The organism is Ensifer adhaerens, from assembly GCF_028993555.1.
In the GTDB taxonomy this organism is placed as follows: Bacteria; Pseudomonadota; Alphaproteobacteria; order Rhizobiales; family Rhizobiaceae; genus Ensifer; species Ensifer adhaerens_I.
The window spans coordinates 892,276-905,966 of the sequence record NZ_CP118610.1 but is presented as its reverse complement, the minus strand read 5'-3'; the positions used below and the strand labels follow the sequence as shown (position 1 = coordinate 905,966).

The window sequence follows — 13,691 nt, the reverse complement described above, 5'->3', positions numbered from 1 at the left end:
CCGTCCGACAGACATTTGGGGACCACGACGGAATGACCAGGCAAGTTCCAGCGGACGCCAGCCGATCGCAGGCGAGGCAGGCGGCAATCATTCTGAAAGTCGCACACGCAATGTCCGCGCACGGGATTGCTGCCCTGCCCCGCAACTACGAGCTTTTCTACGAGGCGCTGTCCGGTCGCCTGCCCCAGCTTTCCCGGGAGCTTGCGGCTCTTGGGCTCAACCCGCCGCAGGACTCGCTGGACGCCTTGGGCCTCAAGCATCACCTTGTCTCCCACGCGGCCCTCGCTGCGGACCGGGCGAGAGCCGCAGCCCAGGAAACCCTTGCCGGCATGGCCAGCAAGCTCAAGCTTGCGCTGGCGCAGAAGCAAACATTCAAGACCGAACTCGATCGTTTCACCGGCCGGCTCGCAGATGACCCCGTTGTCGGCCTGTCGGAGTTCGCCGACGACGCCGCGCGGCTCCGGGAAACGGCAGGGCATTTGCTAAACCAAGAGAATGCCCTGCAGCACGCCCTGGAAGCCAGTGCGCAGCGCATGGCCGAATTCGAGGAGGATCTCGCCGAGAGCCGCCGGTCGCTCACCCGCGACCTCGCGACAGGCCTGCCAAACCGTCTGGCGCTGACAGCGAAACTCGACTCTCTTCTCGAAACGGAGCAAACCGACCAACCGATCGCCCTGCTTCTCGTCTTTGTCGATGGGCTTCGCGAGATGGCCGAGCACCACGGCGGAACGGTTGCGAGCAAGGCGCTTGCCAAGCTGTCAGCGCTGTTCCGAAAGTCGATCAAGAAGAACGACTTCGTCGCCCGCGTGGGTCAGCAGGAGTTCGCCTTCGTCTGCCGCGACGTCAGCGTCGAAAATGCCGAAGCCATTGCCCGGCGGCTATGCCAATCCGTGCAAGACGTGAAGGTCACCCTTCCCGGGCGCGCGCACACGGCAGAGACGCTCTCGCTTGCGGCCGGTATCACCATTGCGCAACCGGCATCGACGAGCGCCGATCTCATGACAGAGGCCGAGCTGGCATTGGCCGGCGCACGCGATGGCGCCGGCATCCTCAGCTATTCGGCAGCACTCGGCCGCGGCAAGACCTACGGTCAGAACGCCGCTTAGGTGTCGCGCATCAGGCGGCAACCGGCTGGCGGTTTTCGTCGATCTCCGTCGCCTTCTCGCGGAGACAGCCCAGCAGGCGAAAGAGCTCGGTGCGCTCGCAATCGTTGAGCGCCGAGAACAATTCGTCGATCGTGCGATGACGTGGCTGTAGCGCCGCCTCCAAGGCCAATCGGCCACGACCGGTGATCGAAATGATCTTCGCGCGGCGATCCTCCGGGTCCGCTTCACGGACGACCATGCCGTCCCGCTCCAGCCCGTCGATCGCTTCGGTGACGGTTCTGGCCGCAAAACCGAGCGCTGAGGCGATATCCGCGCAGCGACAGGGACCCAGCGTGTTGAGATAGAACAGGAATTTGCTGCGCGCGAGCGAAACACCTTCCTCCGACATCGATGTGTTCACCAGGCGATGAACGCACTGATAGAGATCGAAGAGCCGCTCGGCGACTTCGATTTTTTCTGTCATGGCAATGTACCTCATGTGGCAACGCCAAAACGAAACAACCCGGCCCCGCGTGGCGGGACCGGGCTGTTCGGTCAACCGTTTGGCGTGACTTACTGCTTGTTTTCGTCGGCCTGGCCGAAAGCCTTGGCGCGGCCGCTGGCGATCGCGCCGGTTGCCGTCGCATCGACGGATTTGTCTTCGACGCCCGCATAATAGTCGCCGCGGCTGTTGGAGCTCGCGGAGACGCCGGTGCCGGCGGAAGCTTCGGCGCGACCGGTAAAGAGCGGCGTGGAGCTCACGCCCTCATAGTAGCTGCCGCCGGCCACAGCGGCCGACGCGCCGCCAAGTGTGGCGGTCGCAAGGAGGATCGCGGCAATGGACTTCTTCATTGAATCTGTTCCTTGGGTGGAAGTGGTGGATCGGGGGCTATGCCCCAGAAAGACGCTTGGGAGGCCGCCTCATAAGTTCACGACGGTGGTTGATCAAATCCCTTGAAATGGGGGGCGGGCCGAAACCCGCACCCCATCGTCATCTCTGCTTAGCGGGAGATGCCGTGGTAGTATTCGCCTTCGCCGCCCGTCACGCTCTTTGGCGCAACACCGTAGTTGACGACCGAGCCGGTCCGGGTGCTGTCAACATAGCCAGCTTCGGAACTGCCGATGGTGAAGGAGGTCTTGCCAGTCACGGCAGGCGTCCGCTCGGTATAGAGCGGCGTCGGGCTGACACCTTCGTAGTAGCTGCCGCCGGCGAAAGCAGCGGTGGCGCCGCCGAGGATAGCGGTTGCAACGAGAGCGGCGGAGAGAGCGGTCTGGATTGCAGTCTTCATGATCTTCACTCCTGGGAGGCTCGTTCGATTGAACGAGGTTTCATCTAAATTGTCCGTGGCCGGATCGGTCGTCCCTCGGAACGCGGGGCCCTTGCCGATGGCGTTCAGTCGATCGAGGCGGTCAGAAGAGCGTTCCCTGCCCTTCCGTTATTGAGATGGTCCCTCACGATGAGGATGTGTAGTATCGCCAGCCGGAACGCCTTGTTCAAAAATTGATAACAATGACCTCTTGAAATCCCGGACCGGCACCGGAGGAAAGGCTGCGTGCCGGCACCTCTTGCCTTCCCGGCAAAGTCCGGGCAAAAGGCCGCAATGATCCAGATTTCCGGCCTTTCCGCCCGCATCGCGGGACGTCTCCTCATCGAAAATGCATCCGTGACGCTTCCGGCGGGCACGAAGGCGGGGCTCGTGGGCCGAAACGGTGCCGGCAAATCGACGCTGTTTCGCATCATCACCGGCGATTTTGCCTCCGAGGCCGGCAGCATCTCTCTGCCCAAGAACGCCCGTATCGGCCAGGTGGCGCAGGAAGCGCCCGGTACCGAGGAGCCGCTGATCGAGATCGTCCTCAAGGCCGACAAGGAGCGCTCGGCGCTGATCGCGGAAGCCGAGATCGCAACGGACCCGCACCGCATCGCCGAGATCCAGACCCGGCTTGCCGATATCGGTGCCCACTCGGCCGAGTCGCGGGCAGCCAGCATCCTCGCCGGCCTCGGCTTCGACCATGAGGCACAGTTGCGGCCGGCCTCGTCCTTCTCGGGCGGCTGGCGGATGCGCGTGGCGCTGGCCGCCGTGCTGTTCTCCGAGCCCGACCTGCTGCTGCTCGACGAGCCGACCAACTATCTCGACCTTGAAGGCACGCTGTGGCTCGAGGATTACATTCGTCGCTATCCGCACACCGTCATCATCATCAGCCACGACCGCGACCTGCTGAACACGGCGGTCAACGCCATCGTGCACCTCGACCAGAAGAAACTCACCTTCTATCGCGGACCCTACGACCAGTTCGAGCGGCAGAAGGCCGAGGCCGACGAGCTGCAGATGAAGGCGAAGGCGAAGAACGACGCCGCCCGCAAGCATCTGCAGAGCTTCATCGATCGGTTCCGCGCCAAGGCGACGAAGGCGCGCCAGGCGCAAAGCCGCATCAAGGCGCTGGAGCGCATGGGAACGGTGGCCGCCGTCATCGAGGACCATGTCCAGGGTTTCTCCTTCCCCGATCCGGAGAAGGAAGCGGCTTCGCCGATCATCGCCGTCACCGGTGGTGCCGTCGGTTATGAGCCCGGCAAGCCAATCCTCAAGCGGCTGAACCTCAGGATCGATACCGACGACCGCATCGCGCTGCTCGGCTCGAACGGCAACGGCAAATCGACCTTCGCCAAGTTCATCTCCGGCCGGCTGGCGCCTGAGGCGGGCGAACTGAAAATCGCGCCGAACCTCAAGGTCGGCTTCTTCGCACAGCACCAGCTCGACGACCTGATCCCGAGCCAGAGCGCCGTCGAACACGTGCGCCGGCGCATGCCCGAAGCCCCCGAGGCAAAGGTGCGCTCGCGCGTGGCGCAGATGGGACTTGCGACGGAAAAGATGGAAACGCCCGCCAAGGATCTCTCCGGTGGCGAAAAGGCGCGACTGCTGATGGGCCTTGCCGCCTTCGACGCGCCGAACCTCCTGATCCTCGACGAGCCGACCAACCACCTCGACATCGACAGCCGCAACGCGCTGATCACCGCGCTCAACGACTATTCCGGTGCCGTGATCCTGATCTCGCACGATCGGCACCTGATCGAGGCGACGGCGGACCGGCTATGGCTGGTGCGCGATGGGACGGTAGCGAGCTACGATGGTGACCTCGAGGACTACCGCAGCCTGATCGTCGGAGGGCCGAAGGCCAAGGACGACAAGCCCAGGCCAAACGGTATCGATGACAGTCTTTCGAAGGCGGACCAGCGCAAGGTCAATGCCGACAAGCGCGCTTCGCTGGCGCCACTTCGCAAGAAGATCAATGAAATCGAATCCTTGACCGGAAAGCTGGAGAAACTGATTCAGGCACTTGATGTGGAACTTGCCGATCCGGCGCTCTACGAAAAATCGCCTGCGAAAGCTGCCCAGAAGGCCAAGGAACGCTCCGACGCGGCCGCGAAACTCGCCCACGCAGAAGAGCAATGGCTCGACCTTTCCGCCGAATATGAAGAGGCGATGGCCGGCTGACACTGGCCGGCCCGGCCTTCAGCCCAGTTCGAACGTGGTGATGCCGTAGATCCGGACGAGTGGCAGCCCCGGGTCCGGACCGCGATACATGCGCGCCGTCTCGAACACCGGGCGAAGATTGTAGCGATCGCAAAGCGCCTTGGCCGAAGCGTTGGGTTCGGGGATGTCGAGGTAAATCTCGCTGCCGTTGACACTGGCGGCGAGCTTGCGGAAGACCAGATCGGCGGCGGTCTCGCTGTCGGAGAAAAGCGGTCCGATCTTGAACCCGTTTCGGCAGGCCCGGATCGTCCCAGAGGCGGCGACCGCGCCGTCGCGCAGCAGCAGGACACTGCGCCGCCCATCACTCGACTTCAGCCATTCGCGCAGGAACGCCTCGCGTCGCGCGGGGACGAAGCGGCGGTCATATTCGATCAGAAGCGGCATGTGAACCGGTGCAACCTCCAACAGATCGGCTCCCGGCGGCTCGACGACGTCGATCGTGCCGCCGTAGCGGATATTCGCGTGGGCGTAGGTGAAACCGGACCGGCGGTAATTGTCCTGCTGGGCTACTACGCCATCGAGACCCACGATGCGTCCTTCGGCGGCCGACATCGCCTGTTGCCACAACAGCCGGCCGATCCCCTTGCCGCGATGTTGCGGTCGCGTGATGTAGAAGCCGAGGAAGCCGTAGCTTTCATCGTATCGCACCAGCGAGATAGCTCCGATGGGCCCGTCCTCTCCATCCGCTATCCAGTAGCCGTCCGGATCGGCCTCCCAGAAAGGGCCGGCATCACCGAGCCCGGGATTCCATCCCTCCTCGGCCGCCCACTCGATCATCACGTCGAGTTCGGCGCGGCTCGCACGGCGGATTTGCTGCTGCATGGTTCACTCCTCTTGGGCGGTCAGATCGCCCTATCGCCAGTCCGGTTGACGAGACGAAACGGCACGTCCGGTGGTAGAGCTAGCGCAGTGGCGGTCAGAGGAAATGATGATCGGTCGATTTCCCCGACATTGATGGCATATGCTGACGACCCACCGGCGGCGCTTGTCCGCCCTGCGCAATCTGCTACAAGTGCCGACAATAAGTCATACAAATCGAGCGGAACACCATGGCCCCCATCAAAATTGCCCTTGTCGGCGTCGGCAAAATCGTTCGCGACCAGCATCTGCCGGCGATCGCCAAGAACAGCGACTATCACCTAATCGCAGCCGCAAGCCGGCATGGCACGGTCGACGGCATCGACAACTTCAAATCGATCGAAGCTATGCTCGAAGCCGTGCCTGCGATCGAGGCCGTGTCGCTCTGCATGCCGCCGCAGTATCGCTACGAGGCGGCCCGCACGGCGCTCGACGCCGGCAAGCATGTGTTCCTGGAAAAGCCTCCGGGCGCTACCCTCAGCGAGGTCGCGGACCTTGAGGCACTCGCGGCATCGAAGGGGCTGTCGCTGTTTGCGAGCTGGCACTCCCGCTACGCGCCGGCCGTGGAAGCGGCAAAATCCTTCCTGGCGGCAACGACGATCAATGATGTCCAGGTTATCTGGAAGGAAGACGTGCGCCACTGGCACCCGAACCAAGAATGGATCTGGGCGGCAGGTGGCCTCGGCGTCTTCGATCCCGGCATCAACGCGCTTTCGATCGTCACCCACATTCTGCCGCGCCCGCTGTTCGTAACATCGGCCGTGCTCGAATTCCCCGAGAATCGCGACGCGCCGATCGCTGCCAACATCACCTTCACGGATGGGAAGAAACTTCCGGTTTCCGCCGAATTCGACTGGCGCCAGACCGGCAAACAGAGCTGGGACATCGTAGCCCGGACAGCGGCGGGCGAGATGGTGCTGTCCGAAGGCGGCGCCAAGCTCGCCGTCGACGGCAAGCTCGTGCATCAGGAACCGGAACAGGAGTATCCGATGCTCTATCGGCGTTTCGCCGAGATCGTCAAAGCCGGACGGTCGGACGTCGATCTGGCGCCGCTACGCCACGTTGCCGATGCCTTCATGCTCGGCAAGCGCAAGTTCGTCGAAGCCTTCCACGACTGATTTTCTGGAGATGGCAGCAACACAAAGCCCGCGGTTTCGGCCGCGGGCTTTTTTCGTCGCAATGTGTTGTAAACTCAGGCCTTCTTTTCCCACCGGCCGTCGCGGTTCTGCTGCCAGTAGGTGAGGTTGTGCCCCTCCCCCTTCAGCCGCTTCCAATGGGCGCGTGCGCCTTCAAGCTGGACCTGATCGTAGCCATCGAACATGAAGACGATGCGCTCATAGGTCGAAACGTCAGGTGGACTGGCGCCGTCGATCACGAACCGGACCGTCGCCGCATTCGCATTGCCTTCGTCGGCCACCAGCAAAACCGGCTGATCTGCGGCGAAATCGCCGGCATCCGTGCCATGCGGCAGGAAGCTCTCGTCGCGATAGACCCAGAGATGCGTGTCCAGTGCGTCGCGCCGCTCGGCGTCGATCGTCTGCACCGCCACCCGCCAGCCGCGCTCGACACTCTTGTCGAGCAACGGCGGCAGCGCGTCTTCGAGTTTCGATTCCGTCAGGTGATAGAACAGGATCTCGGTCATGCCGATTGCCGCCCGCCTTTCGTCACGTCAGGCACGGCCGGTCAGGATTCGTAGCTCGCCCGCACCAGCTCATCGAGCAGCCGAACGCCGAAGCCCGAGCCCCAGGACTGGTTGACCTCATCCGTCGGCGCGCCCATGGCGGTGCCAGCGATATCGAGATGCGCCCATGGCGTGTCCTTGACGAATCGCTGCAGGAACTGCGCCGCCGTCACCGCGCCGCCGTGACGGCCGCCGGTGTTCTTCATGTCGGCGAACTTGCTGTCGATCATCTTGTCGTACTCCTTGCCGAGCGGCATGCGCCACAGGCGTTCCTGCGTCGCGATGCCGGCGGCAAGCAATTGCCCCGCCAGGCGATCGTCGTTGGAGAACAGGCCGGCGTGATGGGTCGCAAGCGCGACCATGATGGCGCCGGTCAGCGTCGCAAGGTCGACGATCGCTTGCGGCTTGAAGCGATCGTTGCAGTACCAGAGCGCATCGCAGAGCACGAGACGGCCTTCGGCATCGGTGTTGATCACTTCGATCGTCTGGCCGGACATCGAGGTTACGATGTCGCCGGGGCGCTGGGCGCTGCCGTCGGGCATGTTTTCCACAAGACCGATGATGCCGATGGCGTTGACCTTGGCTTCACGGGCGGCCAGCACGTGCATGAGGCCGGTGACGGCAGCCGCCCCCCCCATATCGCCCTTCATTTCCTCCATGCCGGCGGCCGGCTTGATCGAGATACCGCCGCTGTCGAAGACGACGCCCTTGCCGACAAAGGCGAGCGGCCGCTCCTTGGCCTTGCCGCCCTTCCACTGCATGATGACGAGGCGCGGCGGGCGGCTAGATCCCTGGGCAACGCCGAGCAACGCGCCCATGCCGAGCTTCTTCATTTCCTTTTCCGTGAGGATCTCCACCTCGACGCCGAGCTTCTCCAGTTCCTTCGCCTTGGCAGCGAACTCGACCGGTCCCAGCACGTTGGCCGGCTCGTTCACCAGGTCGCGCGCCAGAAACACGCCTTCGGCGACCGCCTCTGCCGTGCCGAAAGCCTTTTTCGCGGCAATGACGGTGCCCGTGACGATTGTGACCTTGGTCGGCTTGCCGGAGGACTTGGCCTCGTCATCGGCCTTCTTGGTCTTGTAGCCGTCGAAGCTGTAGGCGTTCATCTCCATGCCGAGGGCGAAATCTGCGGCCGCCTTGCCGGTCACCTCGACCCCGGGCGCGTCGACGAAAACGGTCACCTTGTCGGTCGAGCCGAGTTTCGCCGCAACGGCGCCGCCGGCCTTCAGCCAATCGTGATCCGAGAGCGCATCCGCCTCTCCAAGCCCGAACACGATGATTCGATCTGCCGGCGAGCCATGTGGCGCAACGATATCGAGGCTGGAGAATGCCTTTCCGGTGAATTTCTTCACCTTGGCTGCCTTCGTCACGACGTCTTCCGGATCGGCGACATCGGCGCCGGCTGCGGCTGCGCCGCCGGACGTCTTGAGGAGCACGGCAACGCCGCCGCTCGGCCGGTGGGACTTGGCAAAGGTGAACTCGAACTTCATCGGCATTGAAAAACTCCGGGATATTTTCCTGTTTCCGTGCGCAGCCGGAGAATCGGAAATAGCTTCCGAGAGCCGGGCGCCAGGGCAAGGTGATCTGGCCGCGACGCATCGGGACGACACGACGAGGCCTATGGCGATCCGCCCTGTTACCGGGCGGCTACAGTGGAAAATATTCGCAACATTCGCCACCGTCAAAGCTGTGGCCGGCACCCTTCTCGCTTTTCAACCGCTTGGCAAGATGCCCCCGGATGTTTACATGCGGTTAACCGAGGTTCTTCGCCTTAAATTATCCCTGTTGCTTCACAATTTGAGCGACACGAAATGGCGGCTAAGAACCGGGCTTCGGCTTGGACCCGGGCAATGCCCGGTCCGATGCCGCCGGAACAGAAACATGAGCAGGACTTTGGACCGGACACGGGCATGAAGCTGATCGAACGCTACATCTTCCGGCGTGCCTTGGTCATGTTCCTCGCGACACTCCTGCCATTGCTCGGCATTGTGTGGACGACGCAGGCGCTTGCCAACGTCAATCTGGTCACCGACAGCGGCCAGTCGGTTCTGGCCTTCGCCAAACTGGCAACCCTCATCCTGCCTTCGGTCATCCCGATCATCCTGCCCTTCGCACTGGTCATCGGCGTCACCCAGACCCTGACGACGATGAACACCGATTCGGAACTGACCGTGCTCAACGCCGCCGGCAGTTCGCGCATGGCCATCATCCGGCCGGTCATCTATCTGGCGGCCGCTCTGAGCGTCCTGTCCTTCGTGGTCGACAATTTCGTAGAGCCCTACTCGCGCGTTTCGGTACGCAAGATGCTGGCGACCGCCAACGCCGACCTTCTGTCGTCCGTCGTTCAGGAGAACTCGTTCCGCAAGGTTGCCGACGGGCTCTATGTTCAGGTCGGCGCACGGCGCAGCGGTGGCGTGTTGCAGGGCATCTTCGTTGCCGATTCACGCAATCCCGCCTTCGAGCTCGTCTATTACGCCCGCGAAGGTGCGGTGGATGAAAAGAGCTCCGCGCTGGTGATGAAGGACGGCGAGGTACAACGCAAACTGCCTGACGGCAGCGTCTCGATCATCAAGTTCGATTCCTATGCCTTCGACCTGGCCGATATGACCAAGACGACGCGCGAGGCAACGATCCGGGCGAAGGACCGCGACCTGGCCGGGCTTCTCAATCCCGACCCAGACGATCAGGTCTACAAGAACAAGCCGCTTGCCTTCACCGCCGAGATCAACCGCCGCCTGACGGAGTGGACCTTTCCGCTGCTCTTCGGCCTGATCGCGCTGGTCTTCAGCAGCGATGCGCGGTCTCACCGGGAAGCACGCGTCCATCCAATGGTGAGCGCGCTCGGAACGGCGCTGCTCATCCGCTGGATGACCTTCTACGCCGGCAACAGCGCCGAGGATTCCATCTGGTTCGTGCCGCTGATGTATATCGTGCCGCTTGCAGCCGGTGGGCTGTGCATTCACCAGCTGATGAGCAACAAGCGCCTGGATATCCCGATGACCGGACAGGAAAAGCTGCAGGACCTCCTGGTTCGCCTGCGCCTCGTGCGGCGTGACGCCGAGGGAGGGCAGCCGTCATGATGGGCACGCTCGGACGCTATTTCTTCATCCGCTATGTGATCACCACCTTCTGGTTCCTCGTCGGCATCTTCTCGCTGATCTTCATCATCGACTTCAGCGAACAGGCAAGCCGCCTGGCAAACCTGCCGCACTATTCGATCACCGGCGCCCTTTTGATGACCGCCCTCCGTATCCCGCTGATCCTGCAGCAGACGATTCCATTCGTCGCGCTGTTTTCGGCAATGGCGGCACTGATCTCCCTCAACCGGCGCTACGAGCTGGTCGTGACGCGCGCCGCAGGTATTTCCGTCTGGCAGTTCCTGCGCCCCTTCATTCTTGGCGCCTTCCTCTTCGGCGTGCTCGCCGTCGTCGCGCTCAACCCGCTGGCCGCCTGGGGAACGAAGCGTGGTGAGGCGCTGCTGGCGGAATGGGGCGCCTCGCGATCCTCGGATGCCGGATCGATTCCATGGCTGCGACAGATCTACAACGGTACCGATACAATCATCGGCGCGCGCTCGGTCCAGGACAACGGCACGACGCTTCTCAACGTCACCGTCATCCACTTTGATCCACAGGGAACGATCATTCTGAGACAGGACGCGACGTCCGCGAAACTCGAAGATGGTTACTGGCTTCTTAACGAAGTAACGGAAACGCGCAACGGACAGCTGCCGCGCCGTTTGAAAACAGCACAACTCAGCACCAATCTGAAAGCCGAGTTTGTTCAGGAACGTCTTGCAAAGGCTGATTCCATTCAGTTTTTTGACCTTCCGGCGAAGATCGAGGTGGCTCGCTCCTTCGGTTTTTCAACCAACGGCATGGAAACCCAATTCCACTCGATGCTCTCGTTGCCGCTGCTTCTCGTCGCCATGACGCTGATAGCCGCCTGCGTGTCGCTCAAGTTTAGCCGGTTCAACCAATCTCGCTCCGTAATTCTCGGTGGCATCCTTTCAGGCTTCGTGCTTTATGTCGTCACCGTGCTTGTCAAAGCATTCGGGAGCAGCGGCATTGTGCCTCCTTTCGTTGCAGCCTGGTTGCCAGTTGTTGTAGCGATGGCGCTGGGCTCGACGATTCTTTTAAATCAGGAGGATGGCTAGTGGCGGTAGTGAACCGCAAACGCATGACGCTGATCAACGCTACCCTGCTTGCAGGCGTGGCGCTGCAGACACTTGCCATGGGAATGAGTGCGCCTGCGATGGCGCAGCAGTCTTCGGACCGGCTCGATTCGCTGCGTCCGAACATGCCAGAAGACGCCAAGCTGCTTCTGTCCGCCAATGAGCTCGTCTACAACAAAGACGCCGAGAAGGTGATCGTGCGCGGCAACGTGCAGATCGACTACGGCGGCTACAAGATGGTGGCCCGTCAGGTCGAGTACGACCAGAAGGCGGGCCGTATACATGCAATTGGAGAAGTTCAACTGGTCGAGCCGGGCGGCAACGTCGTCTACGCCGACAAGATGGATGTCACCGACGACTTCGGCAACGGTTTCGTCGACGCCTTGCGCATCGAGACGACCGACCTGACCCGCCTGGCCGCAACGAGCGGCGAGCGCCGGAACGGTGAAGAATTCATCCTCAACGAGGCTGTCTACACGGCCTGCACGCCCTGCTCGACCAAGCCGGAGCATCGCTCGCTGTGGCATATCAAGGCACAGCGCGTCATTCAGAACGGTCGCACGCGGACGATTCGCCTCGAGAACGCCCGCTTCGAGCTCTTCGGCAAGCCGATCGCCTATATCCCGGTGATGGAGCTGCCCGACCATACGGTCAAGCGCAAGAGCGGGTTCCTGTTCCCGACATTCCGCTCTGCCCAGAAGCTCGGCGTCGGCGTCGGTGTTCCCTATTATTGGGCGATCTCGCCCTATATGGATGCGACGGCAACCGTGACGGGCCTGACCCGGCAGGGCTTCCTTCTCGAGGGCGAATTCCGCCAGCGCTTCCACAACGGCTTCCATACCCTGAACGTCGCCGGCATCAGCCAGCTCGACAAGAGCAAGTTCACACCCGGCACGGTCGACGCGGAGAAGACCAATCGCGGCATGATCGGGTCGAAGGCCGAATTCGAGATCAACCCGCGCTGGACGTTCGGCTGGAACGTCCTCGTCCAGTCGGATGCCAACTTCGCCAAGACCTACGAACTGTCGAACTTCGATGGCACGACCTATGTCAACCAGGCCTATCTGACCGGCCTCGGCAAGCGAAACTTCTTCGATCTGCGCGCCTTCTACTTCGACATTCAGGACGCGGACCCGAATAGCATCAATGAAAACCAGCAACCCGTTACGCAGGTCCTTGACTACTCCTACAAGGCGCCAAAGCCCGTGCTGGGCGGCGAGCTTTCGGCAACCGTCAACTTCACGAACGTCAAACGAAACCGGCTGGACCTCGAAACCGTCCCCGGTGTCGTCAATCGTTTCCGCGGCCTCGAGGGCACGACCCACCGCCTGACCGGCGAGCTTGAATGGAAGCGTATGTTCATCGCTCCCGGCGGTCTCGTGATCACGCCGCTCCTTGCGGCGCGCGGCGATGTCCTCGGCCTCAACATGGACGCGCCGGGACCGCTCTACACCGGCGACTACGACACCAGCGACGCGGCGACGCGGCGCATGTTGACCGCCGGTCTCGAAGCCCGTTACCCGATCCTGTTCGTCGGCGAAAACAGCAGCCACGTGCTTGAGCCGATCGCTCAGCTCTACGCACGCCCTGACGAGCAGGATGCCGGTGGCCTGCCGAACGAAGACGCCCAGAGCTTCGTGTTCGATGCGACCAACCTTTTCGACCGCGACAAGTTCTCTGGCTTCGACCGGGTCGAAGGTGGTACGCGTGCCAATGTCGGCTTCCGCTATACCGGGACCTTCGACAGTGGCTACGGCCTGCGCAGCATCGTTGGCCAATCCTTCCATCTCGGAGGCCTGAACTCCTTCGCAACCGACGACCTGGTGAAGGCCGGCGCGAATTCCGGTCTGGAAACCAAGCGCTCGGACTATGTCGCGATGTTCGGCATCGACGCACCGTCGGGCCTGATGGCGAGCCTCTCGGGCCGCCTCGACGAAAAGGATCTGGCACTGCGCCGTGCCGATGCGACCGTCGGCTATCTCGGCACGACGTGGCAGGCGGCGATGACCTATACGCGCATCGAAGCGCAGCCGCTTTATGGCTCGCAGGTGAACCAGGACGAAATCCAGACGGCGGCCGCCTACAAGTTCCATGACTACTGGTCGGTTTTTGGTGCCATCACTTACGACATCAACCAGGACGTCATCACGCGCAACGGCTTCGGCATCACCTACGACGATCAGGACACCCTGTTCTCGCTTGTCTACAAGCAGGAACGCGATACCGGCAGCACGCTGGCGAACGACTGGTCGATCGGCGCCAGAATCAGCTTCCGTACGCTCGGTGACGTGAATGTCGGCGACACCAAGTTCGAAGAGCTGGATTACTATTAAGGTCATTGAAACGAGGGGGCGGAACGCGAA

12 protein-coding genes are annotated in these 13,691 nt (G+C 62.3%); 6 read left to right on the top strand and 6 right to left on the bottom strand.

Going from position 1 to position 13,691, the window contains the following annotated elements:
• Positions 1-110 precede the first annotated feature (110 nt).
• A complete protein-coding gene (locus PWG15_RS04315) occupies positions 111-1,106 on the top strand; it encodes a GGDEF domain-containing protein (protein ID WP_275023275.1) in 996 nt (331 codons plus the stop codon).
• Between the two features lie 10 nt (positions 1,107-1,116).
• Here PWG15_RS04315 and PWG15_RS04310 read toward each other — a convergent pair whose 3' ends face one another.
• The 3 genes from PWG15_RS04310 to PWG15_RS04300 all read right to left on the bottom strand — a co-directional run bounded on the left by PWG15_RS04310 (position 1,117) and on the right by PWG15_RS04300 (position 2,374).
• On the bottom strand, positions 1,117-1,569 hold the full coding sequence (locus PWG15_RS04310) for a MarR family winged helix-turn-helix transcriptional regulator (protein ID WP_275023274.1): 453 nt from the start codon (positions 1,567-1,569) through the stop codon (positions 1,117-1,119).
• A gap of 89 nt (positions 1,570-1,658) precedes the next feature.
• On the bottom strand, positions 1,659-1,937 hold the full coding sequence (locus tag PWG15_RS04305; protein WP_275023273.1) for a hypothetical protein: 279 nt from the start codon (positions 1,935-1,937) through the stop codon (positions 1,659-1,661).
• Positions 1,938-2,086: 149 nt separating this feature from the next.
• Positions 2,087-2,374, bottom strand: coding sequence for a hypothetical protein (locus tag PWG15_RS04300; RefSeq protein ID WP_275023272.1), 288 nt, complete (start codon positions 2,372-2,374; stop codon positions 2,087-2,089).
• A gap of 312 nt (positions 2,375-2,686) precedes the next feature.
• Here PWG15_RS04300 and PWG15_RS04295 point away from each other — a divergent pair, with 312 nt between their 5' ends.
• Positions 2,687-4,576 carry an ABC-F family ATP-binding cassette domain-containing protein gene (locus PWG15_RS04295; protein ID WP_275024354.1) on the top strand — a complete coding sequence of 630 codons (1,890 nt, stop codon included), beginning with the start codon at positions 2,687-2,689 and terminating at the stop codon, positions 4,574-4,576.
• Between the two features lie 18 nt (positions 4,577-4,594).
• Here PWG15_RS04295 and PWG15_RS04290 read toward each other — a convergent pair whose 3' ends face one another.
• Complete coding sequence (locus PWG15_RS04290; RefSeq protein WP_275023271.1) at positions 4,595-5,437, bottom strand: GNAT family N-acetyltransferase; 843 nt, start codon at positions 5,435-5,437, stop codon at positions 4,595-4,597.
• 227 nt (positions 5,438-5,664) lie between these two features.
• On the opposite strand from PWG15_RS04290, the gene PWG15_RS04285 reads away from it, so the two are divergent.
• Positions 5,665-6,591, top strand: coding sequence for a Gfo/Idh/MocA family protein (locus tag PWG15_RS04285; RefSeq protein ID WP_275023270.1), 927 nt, complete (start codon positions 5,665-5,667; stop codon positions 6,589-6,591).
• A gap of 74 nt (positions 6,592-6,665) precedes the next feature.
• On the opposite strand, the gene PWG15_RS04280 is transcribed toward PWG15_RS04285, so the two are convergent.
• Complete coding sequence (locus PWG15_RS04280) at positions 6,666-7,115, bottom strand: DNA polymerase III subunit chi (protein WP_275023269.1); 450 nt, start codon at positions 7,113-7,115, stop codon at positions 6,666-6,668.
• A gap of 41 nt (positions 7,116-7,156) precedes the next feature.
• Entirely contained in the window at positions 7,157-8,650 is a 1,494-nt protein-coding gene (locus PWG15_RS04275) for a leucyl aminopeptidase (protein WP_275023268.1), read from the bottom strand.
• A 414-nt stretch (positions 8,651-9,064) separates the two neighbouring features.
• Here PWG15_RS04275 and lptF point away from each other — a divergent pair, with 414 nt between their 5' ends.
• Genes lptF through PWG15_RS04260 form a run of 3 tightly spaced genes read left to right on the top strand, consistent with a single transcriptional unit; the run spans position 9,065 to position 13,661 of the window.
• Positions 9,065-10,234, top strand: a complete 1,170-nt coding sequence (gene lptF / locus PWG15_RS04270) for an LPS export ABC transporter permease LptF (protein ID WP_275023267.1) — start codon at positions 9,065-9,067, stop codon at positions 10,232-10,234.
• A complete protein-coding gene (lptG, locus tag PWG15_RS04265; RefSeq protein ID WP_275023266.1) occupies positions 10,231-11,310 on the top strand; it encodes an LPS export ABC transporter permease LptG in 1,080 nt (359 codons plus the stop codon). Before lptF ends, lptG begins: the two co-directional genes overlap by 4 nt.
• Positions 11,310-13,661, top strand: a complete 2,352-nt coding sequence (locus PWG15_RS04260; RefSeq protein ID WP_275023265.1) for an LPS-assembly protein LptD — start codon at positions 11,310-11,312, stop codon at positions 13,659-13,661. Before lptG ends, PWG15_RS04260 begins: the two co-directional genes overlap by 1 nt.
• Positions 13,662-13,691 lie beyond the last annotated feature (30 nt).